This window comes from Deinococcus phoenicis (assembly GCF_000599865.1).
In the GTDB taxonomy this organism is placed as follows: Bacteria; Deinococcota; Deinococci; order Deinococcales; family Deinococcaceae; genus Deinococcus; species Deinococcus phoenicis.
In genome coordinates this window covers 1-22782 of record NZ_JHAC01000072.1, presented here as the reverse complement: position 1 = coordinate 22782, position 22782 = coordinate 1, and the positions used below count along the sequence as shown (strand labels likewise).

27 protein-coding genes and 1 pseudogene are annotated in these 22782 nt (G+C 70.1%); 9 read left to right on the top strand and 19 right to left on the bottom strand.

Annotated elements, in window-relative coordinates; genetic code table 11:
* The 3 genes from DEIPH_RS16895 to DEIPH_RS16885 all read left to right on the top strand — a co-directional run.
* Nucleotides 1-1501: DEAD/DEAH box helicase (locus DEIPH_RS16895; RefSeq protein WP_034360466.1), on the top strand; the 1501-nt coding region annotated here is incomplete at its 5' end.
* Between the two features lie 332 nt (nucleotides 1502-1833).
* Complete coding sequence (locus DEIPH_RS16890; protein ID WP_034360463.1) at nucleotides 1834-2307, top strand: hypothetical protein; 474 nt, start codon at nucleotides 1834-1836, stop codon at nucleotides 2305-2307.
* Nucleotides 2308-2342: 35 nt separating this feature from the next.
* Nucleotides 2343-2906 (top strand): C39 family peptidase, encoded by a 564-nt coding sequence (locus DEIPH_RS16885; RefSeq protein WP_034360460.1) that lies wholly within the window; start codon nucleotides 2343-2345, stop codon nucleotides 2904-2906.
* 13 nt (nucleotides 2907-2919) lie between these two features.
* On the opposite strand, the gene DEIPH_RS18925 is transcribed toward DEIPH_RS16885, so the two are convergent.
* Complete coding sequence (locus tag DEIPH_RS18925; protein ID WP_051517475.1) at nucleotides 2920-3312, bottom strand: hypothetical protein; 393 nt, start codon at nucleotides 3310-3312, stop codon at nucleotides 2920-2922.
* Nucleotides 3309-4424: an aminopeptidase gene (locus DEIPH_RS16875; protein ID WP_034360457.1), complete on the bottom strand. Its 1116-nt coding sequence runs from the start codon at nucleotides 4422-4424 to the stop codon at nucleotides 3309-3311. Before DEIPH_RS16875 ends, DEIPH_RS18925 begins: the two co-directional genes overlap by 4 nt.
* Before the next feature lie 45 nt (nucleotides 4425-4469).
* Here DEIPH_RS16875 and purU point away from each other — a divergent pair, with 45 nt between their 5' ends.
* Nucleotides 4470-5360: a formyltetrahydrofolate deformylase gene (gene purU, locus DEIPH_RS16870; RefSeq protein ID WP_034360454.1), complete on the top strand. Its 891-nt coding sequence runs from the start codon at nucleotides 4470-4472 to the stop codon at nucleotides 5358-5360.
* Between the two features lie 64 nt (nucleotides 5361-5424).
* Here the strand turns inward: purU and DEIPH_RS16865 are convergent, their stop codons facing one another.
* From DEIPH_RS16865 to ftsE, 8 genes are all read right to left on the bottom strand, one after another.
* Complete coding sequence (locus DEIPH_RS16865) at nucleotides 5425-6036, bottom strand: LON peptidase substrate-binding domain-containing protein (RefSeq protein WP_081790975.1); 612 nt, start codon at nucleotides 6034-6036, stop codon at nucleotides 5425-5427.
* 96 nt (nucleotides 6037-6132) lie between these two features.
* The gene (gene trmD / locus DEIPH_RS16860) at nucleotides 6133-6936 is read right to left on the bottom strand and encodes a tRNA (guanosine(37)-N1)-methyltransferase TrmD (RefSeq protein WP_034360447.1); all 804 of its coding nucleotides are present in this window, start codon (nucleotides 6934-6936) and stop codon (nucleotides 6133-6135) included.
* Nucleotides 6937-6979: 43 nt separating this feature from the next.
* Nucleotides 6980-7516: a ribosome maturation factor RimM gene (gene rimM / locus DEIPH_RS16855; protein ID WP_034360445.1), complete on the bottom strand. Its 537-nt coding sequence runs from the start codon at nucleotides 7514-7516 to the stop codon at nucleotides 6980-6982.
* 10 nt (nucleotides 7517-7526) lie between these two features.
* The gene (locus DEIPH_RS16850; protein WP_034360442.1) at nucleotides 7527-7766 is read right to left on the bottom strand and encodes a KH domain-containing protein; all 240 of its coding nucleotides are present in this window, start codon (nucleotides 7764-7766) and stop codon (nucleotides 7527-7529) included.
* 212 nt (nucleotides 7767-7978) lie between these two features.
* Nucleotides 7979-8227 (bottom strand): 30S ribosomal protein S16, encoded by a 249-nt coding sequence (rpsP, locus tag DEIPH_RS16845; protein WP_034360440.1) that lies wholly within the window; start codon nucleotides 8225-8227, stop codon nucleotides 7979-7981.
* A 134-nt stretch (nucleotides 8228-8361) separates the two neighbouring features.
* Entirely contained in the window at nucleotides 8362-9993 is a 1632-nt protein-coding gene (locus DEIPH_RS16840; protein ID WP_051517474.1) for a murein hydrolase activator EnvC family protein, read from the bottom strand.
* Between the two features lie 4 nt (nucleotides 9994-9997).
* Entirely contained in the window at nucleotides 9998-10861 is an 864-nt protein-coding gene (locus DEIPH_RS16835) for a cell division protein FtsX (protein WP_034360436.1), read from the bottom strand.
* Between the two features lie 268 nt (nucleotides 10862-11129).
* Nucleotides 11130-11813 carry a cell division ATP-binding protein FtsE gene (ftsE, locus tag DEIPH_RS16830; RefSeq protein ID WP_034360433.1) on the bottom strand — a complete coding sequence of 228 codons (684 nt, stop codon included), beginning with the start codon at nucleotides 11811-11813 and terminating at the stop codon, nucleotides 11130-11132.
* Nucleotides 11814-12025: 212 nt separating this feature from the next.
* On the opposite strand from ftsE, the gene DEIPH_RS16825 reads away from it, so the two are divergent.
* On the top strand, nucleotides 12026-13342 hold the full coding sequence (locus tag DEIPH_RS16825) for a S41 family peptidase (protein WP_034360472.1): 1317 nt from the start codon (nucleotides 12026-12028) through the stop codon (nucleotides 13340-13342).
* A 116-nt stretch (nucleotides 13343-13458) separates the two neighbouring features.
* On the opposite strand, the gene DEIPH_RS16820 is transcribed toward DEIPH_RS16825, so the two are convergent.
* The gene (locus tag DEIPH_RS16820; RefSeq protein WP_034360430.1) at nucleotides 13459-14088 is read right to left on the bottom strand and encodes a hypothetical protein; all 630 of its coding nucleotides are present in this window, start codon (nucleotides 14086-14088) and stop codon (nucleotides 13459-13461) included.
* A gap of 335 nt (nucleotides 14089-14423) precedes the next feature.
* Nucleotides 14424-14978 (bottom strand): GNAT family N-acetyltransferase, encoded by a 555-nt coding sequence (locus DEIPH_RS16815; RefSeq protein WP_034360427.1) that lies wholly within the window; start codon nucleotides 14976-14978, stop codon nucleotides 14424-14426.
* A 111-nt stretch (nucleotides 14979-15089) separates the two neighbouring features.
* On the opposite strand from DEIPH_RS16815, the gene DEIPH_RS20860 reads away from it, so the two are divergent.
* Nucleotides 15090-15221 carry a hypothetical protein gene (locus DEIPH_RS20860; protein ID WP_267134659.1) on the top strand — a complete coding sequence of 44 codons (132 nt, stop codon included), beginning with the start codon at nucleotides 15090-15092 and terminating at the stop codon, nucleotides 15219-15221.
* A 3-nt stretch (nucleotides 15222-15224) separates the two neighbouring features.
* On the opposite strand, the gene DEIPH_RS16810 is transcribed toward DEIPH_RS20860, so the two are convergent.
* Complete coding sequence (locus DEIPH_RS16810; RefSeq protein ID WP_034360424.1) at nucleotides 15225-15785, bottom strand: GNAT family N-acetyltransferase; 561 nt, start codon at nucleotides 15783-15785, stop codon at nucleotides 15225-15227.
* Between the two features lie 35 nt (nucleotides 15786-15820).
* On the opposite strand from DEIPH_RS16810, the gene DEIPH_RS16805 reads away from it, so the two are divergent.
* Nucleotides 15821-16372, top strand: coding sequence for a putative glycolipid-binding domain-containing protein (locus DEIPH_RS16805; protein ID WP_051517472.1), 552 nt, complete (start codon nucleotides 15821-15823; stop codon nucleotides 16370-16372).
* 10 nt (nucleotides 16373-16382) lie between these two features.
* Here the strand turns inward: DEIPH_RS16805 and DEIPH_RS16800 are convergent, their stop codons facing one another.
* On the bottom strand, nucleotides 16383-16934 hold the full coding sequence (locus tag DEIPH_RS16800) for a GNAT family N-acetyltransferase (protein ID WP_034360422.1): 552 nt from the start codon (nucleotides 16932-16934) through the stop codon (nucleotides 16383-16385).
* A gap of 119 nt (nucleotides 16935-17053) precedes the next feature.
* Here DEIPH_RS16800 and DEIPH_RS16795 point away from each other — a divergent pair, with 119 nt between their 5' ends.
* On the top strand, nucleotides 17054-18160 hold the full coding sequence (locus DEIPH_RS16795; protein ID WP_034360419.1) for a Gfo/Idh/MocA family protein: 1107 nt from the start codon (nucleotides 17054-17056) through the stop codon (nucleotides 18158-18160).
* Nucleotides 18161-18231: 71 nt separating this feature from the next.
* Here the strand turns inward: DEIPH_RS16795 and yidD are convergent, their stop codons facing one another.
* The 5 genes from yidD to DEIPH_RS16775 form a co-directional block, all read right to left on the bottom strand.
* On the bottom strand, nucleotides 18232-18540 hold the full coding sequence (gene yidD / locus DEIPH_RS19420) for a membrane protein insertion efficiency factor YidD (RefSeq protein ID WP_081790974.1): 309 nt from the start codon (nucleotides 18538-18540) through the stop codon (nucleotides 18232-18234).
* 64 nt (nucleotides 18541-18604) lie between these two features.
* Nucleotides 18605-20827 carry an AAA family ATPase gene (locus DEIPH_RS16790; RefSeq protein WP_034360416.1) on the bottom strand — a complete coding sequence of 741 codons (2223 nt, stop codon included), beginning with the start codon at nucleotides 20825-20827 and terminating at the stop codon, nucleotides 18605-18607.
* A gap of 10 nt (nucleotides 20828-20837) precedes the next feature.
* Nucleotides 20838-21155 carry an ATP-dependent Clp protease adapter ClpS gene (clpS, locus tag DEIPH_RS16785; protein WP_034360413.1) on the bottom strand — a complete coding sequence of 106 codons (318 nt, stop codon included), beginning with the start codon at nucleotides 21153-21155 and terminating at the stop codon, nucleotides 20838-20840.
* A 96-nt stretch (nucleotides 21156-21251) separates the two neighbouring features.
* Complete coding sequence (locus tag DEIPH_RS16780) at nucleotides 21252-21929, bottom strand: hypothetical protein (RefSeq protein ID WP_034360410.1); 678 nt, start codon at nucleotides 21927-21929, stop codon at nucleotides 21252-21254.
* Nucleotides 21930-21975: 46 nt separating this feature from the next.
* A complete protein-coding gene (locus tag DEIPH_RS16775; protein ID WP_034360408.1) occupies nucleotides 21976-22368 on the bottom strand; it encodes a hypothetical protein in 393 nt (130 codons plus the stop codon).
* 124 nt (nucleotides 22369-22492) lie between these two features.
* Between DEIPH_RS16775 and DEIPH_RS19990 the strand changes: the two are divergent.
* Nucleotides 22493-22782: pseudogene (locus DEIPH_RS19990) on the top strand (DUF1517 domain-containing protein); the annotation flags it as partial.

Genomic DNA, 22782 nt, shown 5'->3' with positions numbered 1-22782 from the left:
CCTCGACCCGTTCCGTCTGCCGGAGAAGCTGGCCGCCTATCGCCGCCCGACCAAGTACCCGCCGACACGCGGGATTCGCCGCGTCGAGTTCGTGGGCCTGAAGGAAGCGCAGTGCATCGCTGTCGCCGCGCCCGACCACCTGTACGTGACCGAGGCGTACATCGTCACCCACAACACCCTCCAGACCCTCGCTCACCTCCAGGCCGAGAAGGAGGCGGGACGCGCCGACCACCCCAGCCTGGTCGTTGCGCCGACCAGCGTGCTGGGCAACTGGCGAGCCGAGGCGGCCCGCTTCACGCCGGGCCTGAAAGTCCTGACCCTGCACGGCCCCGCCCGCAAGGCCGATTTCGCCCGCATTCCCGACCACGATCTGGTGCTGTCCACCTACCCGCTCCTGCCGCGCGACATCGACCAGCTCCGCGAACACGAGTTTCACCTGCTGGTGCTGGACGAGGCGCAGAACATCAAGAACCCCAGGAGCGCGGCGGCGAAGGCGGCGGGTGCCCTGAACGCCCGCCACCGCCTCGCCCTCACCGGGACACCCCTCGAAAACCATCTGGGCGAGCTGTGGTCGCAGTTCAACTTCCTGACGCCGGGCCTGCTGCACGATGAGAAGACCTTCCGCGAGCTGTACCGCACGCCGATTGAAAAACAGGGCGACCGCGCCCGTCAGGCCGCCCTCGCCGCCCGCGTGAAGCCCTTCATCCTGCGCCGCGAGAAACGCGACGTGGCCAAGGAACTCCCGCCCAAGACCGAGATGCCGGTGCGCGTGACCCTGGACGGCGACCAGCGCGACCTCTACGAGACGGTCCGCGTGACGATGCTGGAGCGGGTGCGCGAGGAACTCGACGCGCGCGGTTTGGCCCGCTCGACCGTCGCCATTCTGGACGCGCTGCTGAAATTACGTCAGGCCGTCACCGACCCGCGCCTGGTGAAGCTGGAGGCCGCCCGCAAGGTGAAGGGCAGCGCCAAACTCGACTGGCTCACCCAGAATCTCCCGCAGATGGTGGAGGAGGGCCGCCGCGTCCTGATCTTCTCCCAGTTCGCCACGCTGCTGGGGCTGCTGGAAAACACCCTGACCGAACTGGGCATCGGCTACGCCAAGCTGACCGGGCAGACGAAGGACCGCGCTGCGCCCGTTCAGCGGTTCCAGAATGGCGAGGTGCCCGTCTTCCTGATCAGCCTGAAGGCCGGGGGCGTCGGCCTGAACCTCACCGCCGCCGATACCGTCATCCACCTCGACCCCTGGTGGAATCCCGCCGCCGAGAATCAGGCGACCGACCGCGCCTACCGCATCGGGCAGGACAAACCCGTCTTCGTCTACAAGCTGATTGCGGCGGGCAGCGTGGAGGAGCGCATTCTGGACCTCCAGCAGAGGAAGTCGGCGCTGGCGAAGGGCGTGCTGGACGGCGGCCTGACGAGCGCGGCGCAACTGACCAGCGCTGACCTGGACCGGCTGTTCGCGCCGCTGGAGGAGGAAGAGGAGGCCGTTCCCGCGTGACCTCGCCCCTTGCTGGGACGGCACGTTCTCCCTCTCCCTTGCGAGTGACTCGGAGGGCCGGGGAGCGGGGGAGTAGGGGTCAGCCTGCCCTCACAGCAGGCCAGAAGGCGGCCATCCATTGGTTCTGACGCCAGGCCCGTTCACCCCCTCCCAGCATCCCCCGTCGTGGGGGAGGCGCTTTTTTGCCTTCCCCGTCGCCCTTTTTGGCCCTTCCGCTCGCGCGTCAGAAGCTCCATCTTCCGGGCGCTCCCTCATCTCTCATCGCTCCCGACTGTGCGTTCCCCCGACTGTGCGTTCCCACCCGCTTCCCTTCCCTGCTCTAGACTGAACGTATGGCCCGTTTTCCCCTCGCCGCCCTGGCCTGCCTGTCCCTGCTGACGCTGAGTGCCTGTTCCCTGACCTCCTCCCGCCCGACCACCTTTGCCGCCGGTCAGAACTGGCTGGCCCAGGGCTACGATGGTGGGCAGCTCACCAGCGCCGAGGTGGCGACGGGCCGGTTCAGCACCTATGACATGGACCGCAGCGACGTGCCCGCGGGCAGCGAGAAGGCCAGAGTCAAGGTCCGCAGCAACCTCAACCCCGTCATGGCCCTGCGCCTGCTGTTTCCCGGCGGCACGCCGATGCTGGTGCAGACCGTGAGTACCGGCCAGACCGACTTTCTGTGGAATGCGGGCACCGCCGGGGTGATGTACCGCTGCCGCGTGCAGACGGGCGACGTGAATGTCACCTACATTTCCGGCGACCTCGTGCGGGTGGATCAGGGCCGGGAAGTGCCGCTGGGGAGCTGCGGCGTGCGGCGGCGGTAAACGTTCCGTCAGAGGTGACGCGGCATCCTGAGCCGGTGCGTTTCCTGCTTCCTTTCCTCCTCGCGGGCCTGCTGGGCGGCGCGCAGGCGGCCCCGGCCTCCGCGCCCCCCGCCGGATACGTGCTGTCCGGCATGCCGCTCGTCCGCCAGACGTACAACGCCTGCGGCCCCGCGAGCCTCACGCAAGTTCTGGGTTACTTCGGGATCAACGTCAGCCTCGCGGACGTGAGCCGCCTCACCCGGCCCAACGACCGCGCGTACATGACCGCACAGGCCATCGTGGCCTTCGCGCCGCAGGTCGGCCTGGAAGCCCGGCTGTACCGGGGCGGCTCGCTAGACACCGTCCGCTCGGCCATCCGCGCCCGCCTGCCGCTGATCGCCCTGCAATCCCACATCACGGCCACCCAGGTGATCCCCCACTGGCGCGTCGTGACCGGCTATGACGACGTCCGGCAGCAGGTCTACCTGATGGACCCGCTGCTGGGCTATGTCCGCATGGGCTATGCCGACTTCACGCGCGTCTGGGCCGACCATCAGGGGCAGTTCGCGGTGATGTACCCGCCGGGGTGGCGGGACACGGTGCGGAAGGTGATCGGGTAGACGGGGGCAGGTGTCAGCGCCCGTTCTGGTAGGCCCGCGCGGGAACGAACAGCTCGTGCCCGGTCCAGAAGGTGAAGCGGACCCCGGCGGGCGTCCAGTTCACGTGGCTCTCCTGCCATTTCGCGGCGGTCTCGCCGTAGAGGTCGGGAAGCTCGGGCAGGCTGACGAAGTGGCCGTAGGAAGGCTGCCCCGCGTCCCGCCCCAGATAGAGCCGCCAGCGGCGGAATGACCCCGGCATCACGTTGGGGCCGCCGTCGAGAATCAGCGCGTGGTAGAGGCCGTCCGGCGCGTCCCAGCGGGCAACAATGCGGTTTTTCGGGGGGAGCAGCGCGGCGACAAGCACGCAGGCGACGAGCACCCCGGCCAGAAAGCCGCCGCCCGCGATCAGCCATCCCCGGCGCCTCATCCCACGAACCGTCCCCCCTCCTGCACCACTTCCCCGTCCAGGCTCAGGCGGCCGCCCTGCCGCAGGTCGGTAATCAAATCCCAGTGAATCGCGCTGCCGTTCACGCCACCTGTTTCCGGGTAGGAGCGGCCCAGCGCGAGGTGGACGGTCCCGCCGATCTTCTCGTCGAAGAGGATGTTGCCGGTCGGGGTCTGAATGCCGAAGTTGGTACCGATGCCCAGCTCGCCCAGCCGCCGCGCGCCGGGGTCGGTGGCGAGGGCGGCCCGGAGCACGTCCCCCCCCTCCTCGGCGCTGGCCTCCACGACCTCGCCCGCGCGGAAGACTAGGCGGGCGCCCCGGACCATCTGCCCGCCGTAGCTCGCCGGAATGGTAAAGGTGACCACGCCCTCGGCGTTGTCCTCGTGCGGTCCGGTGAAGACCTCACCGCTGGGCATGTTGCGCTTGCCGTCGCTGTTGGCCCAGGTCCGCCCGCCCACGCGCAGGGTGAGGTCGGTGCCGGGGGCCTCGATGCGCACGGTGTCGGCGCGGCTCAGGCGTTCGATCAGCCGGGCCTGCATCGCGCGCACCTCACCCCAGGCGGCCGCCGGGTCGGGGCGGTCGAGGAACATCGCGCGCATCACGAAGGCCCCGAACTCTGCCTCCGTCATCCCGGCCTGCGCGGCGGCGTGCGGGGTGGGAAAGAGGGTCAGGCTCCATTTCTTCCGCGCGCGGGCGGCAGCGATGGACGCGCGGGCCGCAGTCAGGCGGGCGCGGCGCGCGGTGTCCCCGTCCGTTCCCGGCTCCGGCGTCAGAATCCGCAGGCTGCCGTCCAGGGCCTCCACGTCCGCCAGGTCGGCGGGATGCACGGTGTCCAGCACGGCCTCTGAGGCGAGCTGGGCAAAGTCGTCGTCCTGGCCTGGGTAGTCCAGGCGCACGACCGGACGTGCCCCCCGCGTCAACAGCGCCCGCGTCACCTCGCGCACCAGGGGCAGGGCCGCCGTGCCGCCCGCGACCAGCAGGCGCTCGCCCTCGCGGGCGCTCAGGCAGTAGTCGGCCAGCAGGGCCGCGTGCCGTGAGGGATCGTAGCCCAGCAGGGGGGACCGGGAGGAGGCGGCCTCAGGATTCGTCTGCACGCGCCCGAGCCTAGCACTGCCGGGCAGCGGCTATCCTGCCGGGACATGACGGTCCCGCCCCCCTCCCCGAAGTTCGATCCCCTGAACACCGCCGTTCTGACCATCTCCTGCCCCGACCGGGGCGGCATCGTGGCCGCCGTGTCGCAGTTTCTGTTCAGCCACGGCGCGAACATCATCCACTCGGACCAGCACAGCACCGACCCCGCAGGCGGCACCTTCTTCATGCGGATGGAGTTCCACCTTGACGGCCTTGACCTCGCGCGCGAGCCGTTCGAGCGGGCCTTCGCGGCGGTGGTGGCCGCGCCCTTCGGCATGGACTGGCACCTCAGCTTCGCGGTGCAGCCCAAGCGCATGGCGATTCTGGTCAGCCGGTACGACCACTGCTTCCTGGACCTGCTGTGGCGCAAGCGCCGGGGCGACCTGAATGTGGACCTGCCCCTCGTCATCAGCAACCACGAGGACCTGCGCCGCGACGCGGAGATGTTCGGCATCCCCTTTCACGTGGTGCCCGTGACCCGGGAGAACAAGGCCGAGGCCGAGGCCGAGCAGGTGCGGCTGTTGCAGGAGGCCGGGGCCGATTTCGCGGTTCTGGCGCGCTACATGCAGATTCTCAGCGGCGACTTCCTGGCCGGGTTCGGGCGGCCCGTCATCAACATCCACCACTCGTTCCTGCCCGCCTTCGTGGGGGCCAACCCCTACCGCGCGGCCTTCCAGCGCGGCGTCAAGCTGATCGGCGCAACCAGTCACTACGTCACCGAGGAACTCGACGCCGGACCGATCATCGCGCAGGACGTGGTGCCGGTCACCCACCGCGAGACGCCGGATACCCTGGTGCGCCTGGGCCGCGACGTGGAGCGTCAGGTGCTGGCCCGTGCGGTCAAGGCCCATGTGGAAGACCGGGTGCTGGTGTACGGGAACAAGACGGTGGTGTTTTAGGGAGGGGCGGGGGGGCAGGAGGGAGAGCTGTTGCTCAGCCGGAACGCCTGTTCCCTCACCCCCTTCAGTTCAACTCCCGCCCATCCTCCGGCACGAAGCCCAGCAGCGTCTTCAGGCGGTCGGGGAGCGTCGGGGCTTCGAGCGCCTGTTCGCGTTGCCCGTCACTGAGGGGCAGCAGCGCGGCGGCAAAGCTGGCGACCAGCAGGGGGTCTTGCGGCGCGGCCTCCCGGAGGGCCTCGGCGTCGCCGGGACGCAGGCGCAGCAGGCCGGACAGCAGGCGGCGGGCATAGGCGTCCGTGACCGGCTGGCCCAGGGGGTCAGGAGCGAGCGGCCAGGGGGTCACCTCGGCGCTGAGGTACGGGTGCGTCAGGTCGAAGTCCTGCACCCGGAAGCGTTCGCCGCCCACCACCTGGATGCTGCTGGTGCCGTCCTCGTGGGTCTCGGCCCGGGTCAGGTGCGCGAGGGTCCCGGTTCCCGCCACCCGCTGGTGAAAGGGCAGCGGCGAGCTTTCACGGGACTGCACGATCCGCACGATGCCGAACGGCTCCCCGCTCGCCTGCACCCGCGCCAGCAGTGCCCGGTACCGGGGTTCGAACACGTACAGGGGCAGCACCTGTCCGGGAAACAGTACGACGTTCGGGAGGGGAAACAGCGGCACGCGCATCCTGGGGGTCATGGTGCGCCGTTCAGACGGCTCAGACGTGGGGAAGGCATACAGAAAACCCCCGACAGGACATCATTTTTTCTGGGCAACGGTGGGGTTTCCCACGCTTCAGGTGTCTCCGGGGGCGGGGCTGGCCTTGCGCCGTCTTTTCGGGGCGGGCGGAGGCGGCGCCTTCCAGGCGTCCAGTTGCGCGGGCGTAACCCCGAGGGTCAGGAGGTGGGCGCTGTCCTGGGGGGTCAGCTCTGCCGTGAGCAGCAGGTCGGGCCGCCGCGTCAGCGTCCGCGCGAGGGCCTGCTCTCGCCGCCACTGGGCTACCGCGCCGTGGTTGCCGCCCTTCAGCACCTCCGGCACGCTCTCGGCGCGCCACACGGCGGGCCGGGTGTATTCCGGGTAGTCAAGCAGGCCGCTGGAAAAGCTGTCCGCCCGGTGCGAGTCCTCGTCGCCCAGCACGCCGGGCACCAGCCGCCCGACCGCCTCCAGCACGCAGGCCGCCGCCGCCTCGCCCCCCATCATCACGAAGTCCCCCAGGCTCAGTTCACGCGTGACCAGCCCCTCTACCCGCGCGTCGAAGCCCTCGTAGCGCCCACACAGAAAGGCCAGGTGCGACCGCTGGCTCAGTTCCTCCGCCGTGCGCTGCGTGAACCGCTCCCCGGCGGGCGTGAACAGGATCACCTCGTCGGCGGGCGGCAGGCTGGCGAGCGCGCGCTCCGCCACATCCACCCGGATCACCATGCCCGCGCCGCCCCCGTAGGGTGTGTCGTCCACCTTCGCGTGCTTGTTGTCCGCAAACTCACGCATGTTGACCAGCCGCACGTCCAGCAGCCCGCGCGCCCGCGCCTTGCCCACAATCGCTTCCGAGGCGAAGGGGGCGAGCAGTTCGGGAAACAGGGTCAGGAAGGAAAAGGTCAGCATCGGCCCGCGTCTTTCTGCGGGGGCCGCTGTGCCGGGGGGGCGCTCACGCCTCCTCCGTGTCTTCTCCCAGCAGGCCCGCCGGGGTGTCTTCCGTCAGGACGATGGCGTCCGGGCGGCCCGCCCCGTTCGTGCGGACGACCACGTAGGGCGCTTGCAGGGGCAAGAACGCCTCGCCGCCCGCGTGGTCCACCACCAGCAGGTCCTGATGCCCCGCGTCCACCACGTCCCTCACCTCGGCCACGCGCTCGCCGTCCGGCGCGTGCACGGGCAGGCCGCGCAACTCGTGGTAGTAGTAGCGGCCTTCCTCCAGCCCGGGCAGGTCGGCGTCGGCGGCGTAGAGGTGGAGGCCCCGCAGGTCCTCCGCCCCTTCCCGGCTGGTGATGCCCGCCAGGTGCAGGGCCACGCCCGGCGCGAGGGGGTCGGCGCGGCGCACCCGCAGCCAGCCCCGGCCCTCCACCCACACGCGCGGCAGCGCCAGCAACTGTTCGGCGTCCCCCAGCACGTACACCTTCACGCCGCCCTGGACCCCGTGCGGCCCCAGGAAGTGCCCCAGCCGGGTCGTCTCGGCCGGGGCGCTCACAGCCGGGGCCTCATGGCTTGCGGGGCGCGTCGAGGTCCACGTTCACGCGCTCCTGGGGATCGCTGGCCGCGCGCACCAGGGTCCGGATCGCCTGGATCACCCGGCCCTGCCGTCCGATCAATCGGCCTTCCTCGCCCGGCCCGACGCGCACGATCACGGTCGGCCCACGCCGCGAGGCGCGCACCAGCGACGGCTGGTCCACCACGCTCTGCGCCAGAAAGAGGGTCAGATCTACAGGGTCGGTCTTCATGGGGCGCATTCTAGAGGAGGGGGTGCGGGCTGTGGGCCGCAGGGAGTGAGACGAACGCCGATGGAAGCGTTGACGGAGTGATTCCATCCGAGCGGACGCGAGAAGGAGAGAATCCGTATACCAGGAGCTTTCCCAGCCCCCCACGACCTTCAGCCAGAAGCCAGCCAAAAAAAGAGGCCCCCGCAGGAGCCTCCTTTCTCAGTCACCTGCGCTCAGGCGACCTTGACGCCCTGCGACTTGAGCAGGCGGCGGGCGGTCTGGGTGGGCTGGGCGCCCTGGGCGAGCCAGTAGGCGGCGCGCTCGGCGTTGATCTTGAGGTAGTTCTCGGAGGTCTTGCGGGGGTCGTAGTGCCCCAGGTTCTCGATGTAACCACCGTCGCGGGGACGGCGAACGTCCGCGACCACGATGCGGTAGTGGGGGTTGTGTGCAGAGCCGAAACGGGACAGGCGAATCTTGACCATGGTGAAAAACCTCGGGTTGGGGGTGTTGAGGGTAGACGCCCGCCTAGGTCGCGGGGATCATGCGCCCGCAGCAGCCAACCGGAAGCGCACCGAAGGAGAGTAGCAGAGGAGCGGGGTGGGGGGCAAGGGGGCACTCAGAAGGGCGGGGGCACCGGCCTGCGCGACCCGCCGCTGACGCTGTTCACCTGAAAGGCCATGCGGCCCGGCCCGAAAATGGGACTGCCGCCCACGGTGCCCAGCGGGGTGCCGCGCGCGACCCGTTCCCCGACCGCCACCTGCGCGTCCTGGAGGCCAAAGTACGCGGTGACGGTGGGGCCGTGATCGAGCAGGACGACCCAGCCCAGGCTGGCGTAGTAGGTGGTGGCGATCACGTTGCCGTCGAGGGCGGCGACGGCCTGCCCGTCTTCGGTGCCTTGCAGTACGCTCCACTGCGCGCCGTTCGCGCCATAGGGCTGCGTCACGCTGCCGCCGGGCAGGGGAAACCCCACCGGGCCGCTGACGGCGGGCAGGGGCGCGAGCTGCTGCTGGACGCGCACCGCCGCCTGCTGCACCTGCGTCTCACGCGCGCGCAGGGCGGTCTGTTCCTGCTGGAGCTGCACTTGCCGCTGGCGCTGGGCCGTCAGAGCGGCCTGACGTGCAGCGGCAGCCTGGGCGGCGGCCTGCGCCTGTGCCCGGGCCTGGGCCTCCGCCTTTGCCTGAGCCACTGCTCTGGCGCGGGCCTCGGCGGCGGCGCGGGCGCGTTCCTGGGCGATGCGGGCCTGGCGTTCCTGCTCGGCGCGGATGCGGGCCAGGCGCAGGGCCTCCTGGCGGGCACGCTCCTGCGCCTCGCGGATGCGGCGCAGCTCGGCCTCACGGCGCTTGCGTTCCTCTTCCAGGCGGCGCTGGCGTTCGGCCTCGATGCGGGCGCGTTCCTGCACCACCTGCCCCACCAGCTGGTCGATGGCCTGGGCGGTCAGCACCTGCTGCGCCTGGGTGCGGGCGGCCAGGGTCCGCTGGCCCTGCTCGCTGCGTTTGAGCTGGGCCAGCAGCCGGCCCTGTTCGGCGCGGCGGTCGCGCAGCTGCGTGAGCTTGGTGACGCGCTGTTCCTGGAGGGTCTGGAGATTCGCCGTCCGGCGCGCCTGTTCGGTGCGCTGCGTTTCGAGCGTCTGAACCTCGCGGCGCAGCGTTTCGATGACCTCCACGTTGTGCTGCCCGGCGATGTTGGCGTACTTGAGGCGGATCAGCAGGTCCGACAGGCTGCGTGCCTGCGAGAGCAGCTGGAGATAGCGCCCGCTGCGTTCGCGGTACAGCGCGCCCAGCAGCTCGCGCACGTCGCCCTGGAGCCGCGTGACCCGCGCCTGCGTCACCCCCCGCTGCGCGGTGGTGTCGGCCAGCTGCCGCTGCGCGAGGACCACCCGCGCCCCCAGGGTGGCCGTCTCGTTTTCCAGCCCGGCGACCTGATCGGCCAGCGTGTCCAGGCGGCCCAGCGCCTGCCGCTGCTGCGCCGTGAGGTTCTGAATCCTGGCCCGCAACTGTTCCAGGTCCTGCCGCTGCTGCGTGCTGAGGCGGCGCTGCTGTTCCAGCTCACGCTGGAGCTGCTGGAGCAGCTGACTGGTGGTCGGCAGGTTGAGCCTGGGCTGGCCCGCCTGGGTCTGTCCTGGCTGGGGTGGCCCTGCCTGGCCCGGTTCGGTCTTCTGCGCGCCCGCCAGCAGCGCTGCCGACAGCAGGATCAGGGCGGGCCAGCGTGGTCTGCGGCTCCTTACCCGCGCCGCCCTTACCTGTGCCACGCGGTCACTCCAGCTCCCGCAGGTAGCGCCGCGAGGCGAACAGGCTGCCCGCCAGCCCGATCAGTACGCCCAGCAGCCCCACGCCGCCCAGGATCGGCAGCAGGGTGGGGAGGTCCTGCACGATCGGAAACACCGGCGCGAACAGCTGCACCCGCGAGGCCAAGCCCAGATAGGCCGGGGTCAGCAGGGCCAGCGCCAGGGCCGCCGCCGCCAGACCCAGCAGCACGCCCTCGATCACGTGCGGCATCCGGATAAAGCCGCGCGTCGCGCCCAGCAGCCGCATCACGCTGATCTCGTTGCGGCGGGCGTACATGGCGACCCGCACGGCGTTCAGGATGTTGAAGAGGGTCCCCAGCAGCAGCAGGCCCACCAGCGCGTACCCGGCCCCGCGCACGGCGGTCAGCGTCCGCACCGTCTGGTCCACGTAGCCCGCGCCGTATTCCACGTCCTGCACACCTGGGAGCGCCGAGACGGCCGCCGCGACCGTCCGCGAGTCCTCCACCCGGCCCACCCGCAGCCGCAGGGTGTCGGGAAAGGGGTTCCCGGCGAGCTGGGCGGCGTCCCGCGCGTAGGGGTAGTCGCGCGTCATCTCGTCGAGGACCTGTTCGCTGGTCGCCAGCGTCGCCCCCCGCACCTGCGGGAGAGAACGGACCTGGGTCAGCAGCGCCGCACCGTCGGTGCCGGGGCGCAGGAAGGCCGCCACCTCCACCTGCGATTCGAGCTGTTCCAGCGTGCGGTCCACGTTCAGAGTCAGCAGCAGCACGAAGCCCAGCATCAGCAGCGTCAGCGTCATGGTGGTCAGCGTGGCGAAGGTCGCCGTGACGTTCCCGCGCATGGACAGCAGCGCCTGACGGAAATGGTAGGTCACAACGCGCTCCTGGCGCGGTCAAAAGGTCTAATGGTCAAAAAGTCTGACGGTCTAAGAGCGGGAGCATTTGCCCGAATCACGGCGTGTTCAGGAAAGCGCCGCCCACGCCTCCATTCTCTGCTTCGCAGCTTTGCGGGTCCCAAACGCTCTCCTGATTTCACTCGCTCCGCTCGGTCAAAGAGAAGACCTCTTTTTGACAACTGCTCCAGAGCCATCTGGCGGTCAGACGGTTCGACCGTCAGACGGTGCGACGGGGCGGCCAGCCCCTTCACAGCGCGTACCCCCCGTATGGGTCGTCGCGCACCAGCCTGCCCTTGCGGAGCGTCAGTGTGCGGTGCCGGAATGTCTCGACCAGGTCGCGGGCGTGCGTAGCGACGATCACGGTGGTGCCGCGCAGGTTCACATTCTGGAGCACCTTGAGCACCTCGCGGCTGTGGTCGGGGTCGAGGTTACCGGTGGGTTCGTCGGCCAGCAGCAGGGGCGGATCGGCCACGATGGCGCGGGCAATCGCCACCCGCTGCTGTTCGCCCTGCGAGAGCTGCACCGGCAGCGCGTATTTCTTGTGTTCCAGCCCCACGGTCCGCAGCGCCGTGGTGACGCGGCCCGCCCACTCGCGCTGCGGCACACCGGTCACGCGCAGGGTAAAGGCCACGTTGTCGTAGGCGTTGAGGTGGTCGAGCAGCAGGTTGTCCTGAAAGACGGTGCCGATGCGGCGGCGCAGCAGCGCGGTGCGGCGGCCCCGGTAGCGGGTCAGGGCCTCGCCCGCGATCCGCACCTCGCCCCGGGTGGGAAGCGCCCGCTTGAGGACCAGATTCATGAAGCTGCTCTTGCCTGCGCCCGAATGCCCCACCAGATAGACGAACTCGCCCTTGGCGACCTGTAGGCTCAGGTCGTCGAGCGCGAGCGTGCGCGTGACGGGATATTCCAGCGTCACGTTCTTGAACTGGATCATGCCGGGCACCTGTGGGTCGGGACGGGGCCAGCAAGCCTGTGGGCGTGCGGCAGAAATGGCGGTTGCGTCATGCTCGGGCCGCAGCATAGCTCAGCCTTCCCCCGAACCGTGAAGGGGCCTTCATGGGCGGACTTGCGGCCGCGCCTTCCTTCCTCCTCCCTCGGTCACCTGCACCTCAAATGGCCTTCACCCGTCCGCCCTATGCTGATGCGGTGAACCGGAAACGCATGACGCTCGTGGCGGGCGCACTGGCCGCCACTGCCGCCGTCGGGTACGCGCAACTGGGCGGGTACACCCAGGCAGACCTGACCAAGACCGACACGGGCCGCACCCTGCTGCAAGTGATCGGCGACCTGAACCGCTACTACCTCTACCCGGTGGACCAGCAAAAGCTGCTGCGCGGCGCGATCAACGGGGCCATCGGCAGCCTGAACGACGAGTTCACCTACTACTCTGAACCCGCCAACAACGCCATCGACACCCAGAACCTCAACGGCGAGTTCGGCGGCATCGGCGTGACGCTGGTGGCTGCGAACGCCGACGGCACGGGCGGCAAGATCGACAACGTGTACAAGGGCGGGGCCGCCGCGAGTGCCGGGGTGCAGATCGGCGACGTGTTCGTGAAGATCGGGGACACCGAGGTCCTGACCAGCAAGCTCGACGAGATCGTGCGCCTGGTGCGCGGCAAGGAGGGCACGACCATCAACGTGACCTTTGCCCGCGACGGCAAGCCTTACACCGTCAAGATGGAACGCCGCAAGGTCACCATCGTAAGCGTCGAGCAGAACGTGTTGCCGGGCAATATCGGCTATATCGCGCTGAACACCTTCTACAACGAGAAGGCCAGCCAGCAGTTCCGCGCCGCCGTGGCCGACATGAAGAAGAAGGGCGTGCAGAAGCTGATTCTGGACCTGCGCGACAACGGTGGCGGCCTGCTGAACGCGGGCGTGGACGTGGCCGACCAGTTCCTGCAAAGCGGCAACATCGTCAGCCTGCGCGACCGCAGCGGCCGGACCGAGGTGTACGGCAAGGCCACCCGCAGCCCCGCCGACTACACCGGCAAGCTGGTCGTGCTGGTGAACAAGAACAGCGCCAGCGCCAGCGAGGTCGTCAGCGGGGCCTTGCAGGACACCAAGCGGGCCACCATCGTGGGCGAGCAGACCTTCGGCAAGGGCGTGGCGCAGATCCCGGTCGACACGGTGGACGGCGGCAAGGTCGCCATCGTGAACAGCGAGTGGCTGACGCCGCTGGGCCGCCAGATTCACAAGAAGGGCATCACGCCCGACGTGGTGGTGAAAGATACCCGCTACACCGTGCCGCTGAACTTCACGGGCGGCGGCCTGGAGCCGAACGCCAGGGTGACGCTGACGGTGGACGGCAAGCCCATCACCGTCACCGCCGACAAGGACGGCAAGTTCAGCTATACGGGCGAAGCCAAGCGCCCGGCCCACAGCACGACCCAGGGCGAGGCCACCCTGGACCAGCAGGGCGACGCGATCCTGAAAAAGGCGCTCGACCTGCTGAAGTAGGCGGCGGAGGGCTGCGCCTCTGTGCGCTGAGCGCCAAGCGAGAACAGGAGAAGAACGCGGAAGCTCCGGCGTTCTTCTCCTGTTCATGACTCAGAGCCTTCTGTGGCCCCCACATCTCAGTCCCACTCCCACTCGCGCCAGTCACTGGGCTTCGCCTCCTGGCTGGCGTTTTTCTTTTCCCGGGGTCTGTCCTCCGGCGCGGGATACCAGGGATAGGCGGCGGCGAGGGCCGCATGCAGGCGCGAGAGCAGCAACGCGCGCAACTCGGCCTCCTCACGCGGCGTGAGCTTGCCGATCTCGCGGGCGAGGCGGGCCAGGGTGGCCTCCAGCGCCGGGAGGTACGGCTCACGGGCTTTCCGGACCGCGCCCTTCCGGAGCGGCTCCGGGTGGATGGTGGAGGTGTAGTCCGCCGCCGCCGCGTGCAGGAGGGCCGCCCTTCTGGCCTCCCGCGTGGCCCTGGCCCGCTCGGCGCGTTCGCGGGCATCGGCGGCGCGGGCCTGGGCCACCAGAAACGCCTCGTCGCGTTCGGCTTCCTGCACCCGTTCCTCGCGGTAGAGCTTGACGGGCGGCAGACGGCGACGGCCCATCTTGAGGCCGTTTTCGCGTTCATGATCGTGCCCGCCCAGGAAGCGGGCAATCAGGCTGGCCGTCCAGCCGCGTTCCTTGAGGTCCTGGGTCGCCAGAAAACCCGGCGGGTTCACGGGCTTGGGGCCTTTGGGGCGGGGCGTGTCCTTGCGCTGCTTCACGCCCCAGACCTCCCGGGGTGAGGGGGCCGGTCGGGAGCCGTCATGCGGGCAGCCTAGAGCATTTGTCAAAAAGAGACCTACTTTTTGACCGAGCGGGCGGGCAGCGGGCAGGCCCCATCCGGGTGCCGTTTTGCCCAAGAAGGCGTCCTCAAGGGGAGGGCAGGCTGGCTCAAGCGAGTCCGTTCTGACCGACAGTCCGTTCTGGAGGAGTGGCGTGCTCATGTGCGTCCGTTCACGACGATGCCCAAGACAGCGAGTGCAAGAGGGAGAGCGTTTGGGAGAATGGAGGCGTTAGAGGTGTCCTTCCCCAGAGCGGCGTCATTCGGACAAATGCTCTAATGTGCCTCCCACTCGGCGCGCAGCAGGTCCAGCTTCACGCTGTCCATACGCTCGCCCTCCACCACATACGCTTCCCGCACCCGCGCGCACTCGCGGAAGCCCAGCCGCCGCGCGGCGCGAATCATGCGCTCGTTGCCGCTCCAGGTGGACACGGTGACCACGTGCGCGTCCGTCCACTCGAAGGTGTCGGCCACCCACAGGGCCAGGGCGCGGGTGCCGGTGCCCCCGCCCCACGCGGCCGGGTCATAGATCAGGATGCCCAGGTCCCACCAGCCGCCGCCCTCCGGAGGTTCCTCCGAACGGTTCACCATGCCCACGCATTCACCGTCCACGTCGATCACGCGCTCGTCCGCATCCGGGGCGGTCTGGCCGAGGTGTTCGACGTAGGCGCGTAGCGTCTCGTTCGTCGTGGCGGCGGGAAAGTAGGGCGCGTCCCAGCGCCGCCACTCCACCCCGGGATCGGACAGCCAGCGGGTCAGGGTGGGCAGGTCGCGCGGCTGGCGGTCGCGCAGCACCACCGGCAAGGTGGAGGGGTCGTTCACGCCGCGCATGATGCCAGAAGCTCCGGTGCCAGGTGCCCTGGGCCTTCGCTTTCGTCCTGGCGCGGCCCTGAACAGAGGCCAGCACGGCAGCAACACACTGGGCGAACCAGGGTGACGCCCGTGAAGTCTGTTTTCGCCCTGCCCGCCCAGGACGCCGCCGTGCTGCTGTCCTGCGCCAACGTTTCCGCCCCGGTCAAGCCCCAGCCCTGGGGTCTGGTGGACGTGCTGCCTGCGGGGAGTGCCGTGGGGTGAAGGTTACGCCCCGGCGGGCCGCGTCAGGTGCGTGTACCGGTGCCCGGCCACCTCGCGCGTTCCCACGGGGAGAAAGCCGTGCCGGGCGTACAGCCGCGCCGCCGGATTGCCTTCCTCCACCAGCAGGCCCAGGGGCAGGCCGAGCGCGGCGGCCCGCTCCGCGCAACCGTCCAGCAGGACGCTACCCAGGCCCCGCCCCCGCGCCTGGGGTGCCACCGCCAGCGTGTCCAGGTACAGTTCGCCCGGCATGGCCTCCGGGTCGATCCGGTCAGGCAGGCCCAGCGTGTGGAGGCGCGCGCGGAACGGTTCGTCCAGCGCCTGCGCCTCTGCGCCAGGGTAGAGGACGGCCAGCCCCAGGGATTTGCCCGCCTCGTCCAGAATCAGCGTGTTCCGGAAGCTCAGGCGGTTGCCCGGTTGCCTGAAAAAGTCGGCCAGCACCTCTGCCGCCGCCTCGTCCCGGCGCTCGCCCGTCAGCGTGTGCCCGATGGCCCCGATGGTCGCCTGTATCAGCGGGGCGGCAAAGCTGGCGTCGGCGGGGGCTGCGGGCCGCAGGTGGGGAGGCATGCGGGGCAGGGTATCCCGGGCGGGTAGGCTCGGGCATGTCCCTGGCACCCATTTCGGTTCTCTGGCGCGGTCTGGACCCGGCGCGGCCCAGCCTGGAGCATCTCCACCTGACGCCCTGGACGCGGGCGGAGGGCGTGGTGGTCGGCCTGGAGGACGGGCAGCCCTTCACCCTGGCTTACGGGCTGGAGGCCCAGCCGGACGGTCATCCCAGCTGCCTCCGGCTGAGCTTGCGGGCGGGGCGCGCACTGACCCTCCACCGCGACGGGGCAGGCCACTGGACAGACGGTGCGGGGCGGCCCTGGTCCGAGCTGGAGGGCTGCACCGACGTGGATCTTCAGGCCACGCCGCTGACGAACACGCTGCCCATCCGCCGCCTGGGGCTGGAGGTGGGCGGCAGCGCCGTCCTGCGCGCGGCGTGGATAGGCGTGCCTTCGCTGGACGTGCGCGCCGTGCGGCAACGCTACACCCGCCTGGCCGCCGAGCTGTACCGCTACGAGAATCTGGAGTCGGGCTTCAGGGCCGAGGTGCAGGTGGACGGGGAAGGGTTGGTCACCCTCTACCCGGAAGCCTTTGAGCGGCTGTTCTGAAGGCCTTCCGTCAGCGCCTCCCAGTCCCGGCTTCCCAGTCCCGCCGCAGCAGGCACAGGCGCACGCTGTCCCAACGCTGGCCCTGCCACAGCCGCGCTTCCGGCACGCGCCCGCATTCGCGGTAGCCGGTGCGGTGTGCCGCGCGGATCATCCGCTCGTTGCCACTCCAGGTCGTCAGCATGACCACGTGTGCGTCCGTCTCCTGCAAGGTCGCGCCTGTCCACAGGTCCAGCGCCCGCGTCCCCAGGCCGCCGCCCCAGTGCCGGGGGTCGTAGATCAGCAGGCCCAGTTCCCACCAGCCGCCGCCCGCCGGGGCTTCCTCCCAGCGGCTGGCCTGCCCGATGCACACGCCGTCCAGCGCGATGACGCGGCTGTGGGCCGATGGAGGGCGCGTCCCCGCTCTGGCGGTGAACGCCTCCAGCGTCAGGCTGGCCGGTTGCGCCTGCTCATGGAAGTAGGGCGCGTCCCAGCGTTTCCATTCCGGCGCGGTCTCGGCGTGTTCCCAGCGCCACTGGACCGGGAGATCTTCGGCGCGTCTTTCCCTGAGGGTGAGTTCGGGCATTCGCCCCAGCGTAGGGGAGGGCACGTGGGCCGCGCGTCCGCCCTTTGACCTGCCCCCTTCTGAAGAACTGCTGAAGCGTGTCCGGAAGCAGGCATGGCCTCAAGTCGTTACGGTGGCCTATGCCCCAGAAACCCGAGATTCCCCTCCCCGAAGCCGAGCAGCGCCGCGTGGGCTACGCCATCGTCGGCATAGGCGAACTCAGCAGCGAGGAGCTGATTCCCGCCGCCCGCACCAGCGAGCACGCTTACGTGGCCGCCCTGGTCACCAGCGACCCCGAGAAGGGCAAAGCCTTCGCGCGCGCCTACGACCTGACCGAGCAGGACGTGTATTCCTACGACCGCTTCGAGGACCTGAGGGACCGTGAGGACGTGGAGGCCGTCTATATCGTCCTTCCCAACAGCCTGCACCGCGAGTACGTGGAGCGGGCCGCCCGGATGGGCAAGCATGTCCTGTGCGAGAAGCCCCTCAGCGTGAATGCGCAGGACGCGCAGGCGATGGTGGAGGCCTGCCGGGCGGCGGACGTGCTGCTGATGACCGCCTACCGCTGCCAGTACACCCCCCAGCACTGGGCCGCCCGTGACGCCGTGCAGGGCGGCCGGCTGGGCGCGGTCAAGCTGATCGACTCCATTCACGGTCAGGTCCAGGACGACCCCGCAGCCTGGCGGCTCAGGGCCGATCTCGCGGGCGGCGGGCCGCTGGTGGACGTGGGCATCTACTGCCTGAACACCATCCGCTTCGTGGTGGGCCAGGAACCCGAGTGGGTCTTCGCCACCCTGCATCAGCCGGAAGGCGACCCGCGCTTTCAGGAAGTGGAGGAGTCCATGAGCTTCCTGCTGGGCTTTCCCGGCGGCGTGGTCGCCAACTGCCTGACCAGCTACGGCGTCCAGAAGACGGCCACCCTGCGCGTGCTGGGTGAGGGGGGCACCGTCCTGATGGACCCGGCCTTCACCTATGAGGGCCTGAAGTTGACCATTTCCGACCAGCAGGGCGACTTCCAGCCGAAACTTTCCGAGGAGGACCAGTTCGGCCTGGAGATGGACCACTTTGCCCGGTGCATCCGCCAGGGCCAGCAACCCTGGACACCCGGCGAGGAAGGCGTGCAGGACCACCGCATCATGGACGCCCTGTATCAGAGCGCCCGCAGCGGTCAGGTCGTGCCGCTGGAGAAGGTCGCGGGCCAGGACGCCTTCCGGGGCGAGAAGCCCCAGGTGCCCGGCCAGAGCTGAGGCGGCCCCAGGCAGGCGGCGGGGCCGGAGCGGTGGCCTCGCCGCCTCTGGGCTGTCTGTCTCCGGGCCGTTTACCCGCAGCGGAAGGGAATCGGAATTGGTCCCAGGCAGCACACGCCGCGTGTTTCCACGCCCGACCCCACCGCCAGGGGCGAGCCGCCATGAAGGGCCGTATGCGCCCTTCGGCACTCGCCAACGCGGGCCGCGATGCGCGGGCGGCCCCGCACGACGCCCTCTTCCCGGATGATGCGTGCCACCGCCGCCGAACACGACTCGCCGCCGTGCAGCGCCGCGTGGGCGCAGCAAAAGCCCTTGCGTGGCGAGAGGTGCCGCTGATAGAGGCGGATGCCGGAGAGGGTGAGGGTGTCGAGGGGGGCCATGCGTCACCGTACCTGTTTTGCCAGCTCGGGCGTGCCCGGCTCAGCGGAGGGTGAAGATCCGGCTTCAGCCCCCGAACGTGAAGTCTTCCCCCTGCGCGTCCACCGTGACGGCCCCGCCGTCCTTCAGCCGCCCGAACAGCAGTTCGTCGGCCAGCGGGCGTTTGACCTTCTCCTCGATGACGCGGGCGAGGGGGCGAGCGCCCATCTGGGGGTCGTGGCCCAGCCGGGCCAGCAGCGCGCGGGCGGCGGCCGTGACGGTCAGCGTGACCCCGCGCTCGGCCAGTTGCTCCCCCAGTTGCCGCAGGAATTTGTCCACCACGCCGGCCATGATTTCCGGGGCGAGGGGCCGGAAATGGATCACCGCGTCCAGCCGGTTGCGGAACTCGGGGGTAAAGGTGCGCTTGACGGCTTCGGCCTCCTCGCCCGCGCGACCCTCGCGGGAAAAGCCCAGGGCGGGACGGCTGGCGTCGGCGGCCCCGGCGTTGGTGGTGAAGATCAGGAGCAGGCCCCGCCCGTCCACCTTCTTGCCGGTGTGGTCGGTCAGGGTGCCGTGGTCCATCAACTGAAGGAAGAGGTTGTACACGTCCGGGTGTGCCTTCTCGATCTCGTCGAGAAGCAGGACCGCGTGGGGGTTCTTTGCCACCGCGTCGGTCAGCAGGCCGCCCTGGTCGAAGCCCACGTAGCCGGGCGGGGCACCGATCAGGCGGGCGACGGTGTGCGCCTCCTGATACTCGCTCATATCGAAGCGGGCCAGGTGGACCCCCAGGCGGTCCGCCAGTGCCCGGGCCAGTTCGGTCTTGCCCACCCCGGTCGGCCCCGCGAACAGGAACGCTCCCTGCGGTTTTTGCGGATCGCGCAGGCCCGCGCGGGCAAGCTTGACGGCGCTGGCGACGGCCTCCACCGCCGCGTCCTGCCCGAACACGCGCGCTTTCAGGTCGGCGGCCAGCGTGGCGAGCGACTGCACTTCCTCCGCCTTCACCGCGCCCACCGGCACGCGGGCCATACGGGCGACGGTCGCCTCGATGTCCGCCTCGGTGATCTCGCCGCCCTTCCCGGCGCTGCTGCGGGCGGCCCCCGCCTCGTCCAGCACATCAATCGCCTTGTCGGGCAGGAAGCGGTCACGCAGGTGGCGGGCCGAGAGGCGCACAGCGGCGTCCAGCGCCCCCCCGGTGTACGTGACGCCGTGGTGTTGCGCGTACCCCGGCGCGAGGCCGCGCAGGATGGCGAGGGCATCGGCCTCCGACGGCTCGGGCACCTCCACGGTCTGAAACCGCCGCCACAGCGCGCGGTCTTTTTCCAGATGGCGCAGCTCGGCGGGCGTGGTCGCCCCCAGCACCCGCAGCCGCCCCCGCGCCAGCGCCGGTTTGAGGAGGTTGGCGGCGTCCACGCTGCCGCCCTCGGTGGCTCCGGCCCCGACCAGCGTGTGCAGTTCATCGATAAAAAGGACCGCGTTCTGGCCGTCCAGCGCGTTCAGCACCGCCTTGAGCCTCTGCTCGAAGTCGCCCCGGTAGCGGGTGCCGGCCAGCAGGGCACTCAGGTCGAGGGCGTAGACGGACGCGCCGCGCAGGAAGCCGGGAGCCTTCCCGTCTGCCACCCGCTGCGCCAGCCCCTCGGCCAGCGCCGTCTTGCCCACGCCCGGCTCGCCCACCAGCACGGGGTTGTTCTTGGCCCGCCGCGCCAGGATATGCACGGTGCGCTCCAGTTCGGCCTCGCGGCCGATCACGGGGTCGAACTCGCCCGCCTTCGCCTGCGCCGTCAGGTCGGTCGCGTAGGCTTCCAGCGGATTGTGCTCGGCGGATGCGCCCGCGTCCTCCGGCCCGGCGTCCACCCCGGCGACGTGCCGCTCGCGCTCGCGGCCGGCCACCTTCGCCGCGCCGTGCGACACGTAGCCCAGCACGTCCAGCCGGGTCACGCCCTGGGCTTCCAGGGCCGCGCGGGCAGGCGAGTCCTCCTCCTCCAGCAGTTCGACCAGCACGCGTGCCCCGTCGGCCTGCTCATGGCCCTTGCCGCTGGCGTGCAGTTGCAGCACGGCCCCCTGCACGACCCGGTGAACGCCCAGCGTGAAGTCGGGCTGGGTGTCCTCCGTGACCTCCAGATCGTCGAGCAGTTCCTCCAGGTCCCCCCGCAGCCGCTCCACATCCGTGCCGACGGCCAGCAGCGCCTCGCGCGCCTCGGGGTCATGTGTCAGGGCCAGCAGGAGGTGTTCCAGGGTCACGTACTCGTGCCCGGCCTCGCGGGCGTAGTCGGCGGCGCGGCCGATCGTGACTTGCAGGTGGTCGCCGATCATCGTGTGTTCCTCATTCGCCTGTCTCCGGTTCCGCCACCAGCCGCAGCGGGTGGCCCGCCTGCCGGGCCTGGGCCGTCACCTGCGCGACCTTCGTCTCGGCCACGTCGCGCGTGTAGACCCCCGCCACGCCCTGCCCCTTGTGATGGACGGCCAGCATGATGAGCTGCGCTTCGGTTTCCGTCTTGCGGAAGTGGCGCGAGAGCACCTCCACCACGAAGTCCATCGGCGTGTAGTCGTCGTTCAGGAGCAGCACCCGGTACAGCCTCGGGCGCTGGGTGCCCGTGCGTTCCAGCGTTTGGGTACGGCCCCCCTGATCCCTGCGCGTCATGCCGCAGAGTCTAGCGGGGTGGGGGAGAGCGGCGCGGGGTGAGCGTCACGAAAAAACCTCCCGCATGGGGAGGTTCTGACGGCGTCCACCGGGGGCTTACATACGGCGTTCGGCGTCCTTGACGTTGTTCTTCGCGTTGTTGGCGGCGTTCTGGGCATCGGTCTTGACATTCTGCGCGGCGTTCTGAACGTCGGTCTTCACGTTCTGGGCACCCTCGCGGACGTTGGCCGCTGCATCCTGCGCCTGGTTCTTCGCCTGCTGCATGTTCTGCTGGGCGTCGGCCTTGACGTTCGCGGCCGTCTGCTGCACCTGATCCTTGGCCTGGCTGGCCGCCTGCTGGGCGTTCTGCTTGGCGTCCTGGAGGCGGGGCTTCACGTCCTGCGCCTGGTCCTTGGCGGTGTCGGCCACGTCACGTGCGGCGTCCTTGGCCTCGGCGGCAGCGCCCTGCACGGCCACCTTGGCCTCGCCCGCCACGTCCTTGGCCTTGTCCAGCCCCGCCTGCGCGCCGCCCTGTTGCACGGCGTCCTTGACCTCGCCCGCCTTGTCGGCCAGGACGTGTCCGGCGCTGGCCGCAGCGTCCTTGGTCTTCTCCCAGCCCTTGGCGACGCTGTCGCCCACGTTCTCGGCGGCGTCCTTGAGGCCGAGGTCGGCCAGCTTCTGGTCGAGCATCCTGCGGTTCTGCTCGCGGCTGAGGTAATACGCCGCGCCCCCGATCAGGGCACCCAGGATCAGGAGGCGCTTCAGCGGAAAGTGACGTTCTTCGCGTTCAAACATGATGCTCAGCGTAGGCCCGGGTTCTCATGAACAGATGAGCGCCCGTTCAGCCGGGGTTTACCGCCGCCTGACCCCCCAGCAGCCCCAGCCGCCGGGCCAGCCCCTCTTCCAGCAGCCATTCCTCGGGTTCCTCGGTGCCATGAACGCGCAGCAGCAGGCAGCCCCGGTCCAGATAAAAGGCTTTGACCTTCGCCCACGCCTCCTCCTCGTCCCCGGCCTCCTCCTCGATGTCCGCGAGGGTGCCCCAGAGGTCGCCGTCCACCTCCGCGCTTCGCAGGGCCTCGGCGTGACCGCTCAGCACGTAGGCGTCCACGGCCTCGTCGGCGGGATACTCGCCGCCCGGTTCGCGCCTCTCCAGGCGGTCGCCGCGCTCGTAGAGATTCGCCAGGAAGGCGTCCCACTGCTCCAGTGTCAGGTCGATGGTGGTGTCTGCCGTCATGCCCGGAGTGTAGGGGCTGACGCGGGCGGTGGGCGGAAATGAGGCGTCCGCGCGCCCCGGTCTCTTGGGCCTCCCTTCACGTCGCGGGAACCCGGCGCGGCCTCACCTCATACACTGGGACATCATGCCGACCTTCACTTCACCTGTCACGCCGCGGACCCTCCGGAGGGTCCTGACCTTTCTGGCCCTGCTCGCGCTGGTCCTGACCGTGCTGACCCTGCTGGGACACGCCGCCGCGCAGTCCGGGGGCGGCTTTGGGGGCAGCACGGGCGGCAGCTCGGGGGGCGGGGGCAGCTTCGGTGGCGGCGGGTATTCCGGCGGGGGAGGCTACTCGGGAGGCGGCTACAGCGGCCCGATCATCATCGGGGGCGGTGGGCTGGGCGGGGGGTACTACGGCGGGGGGGGGGGGGTCGG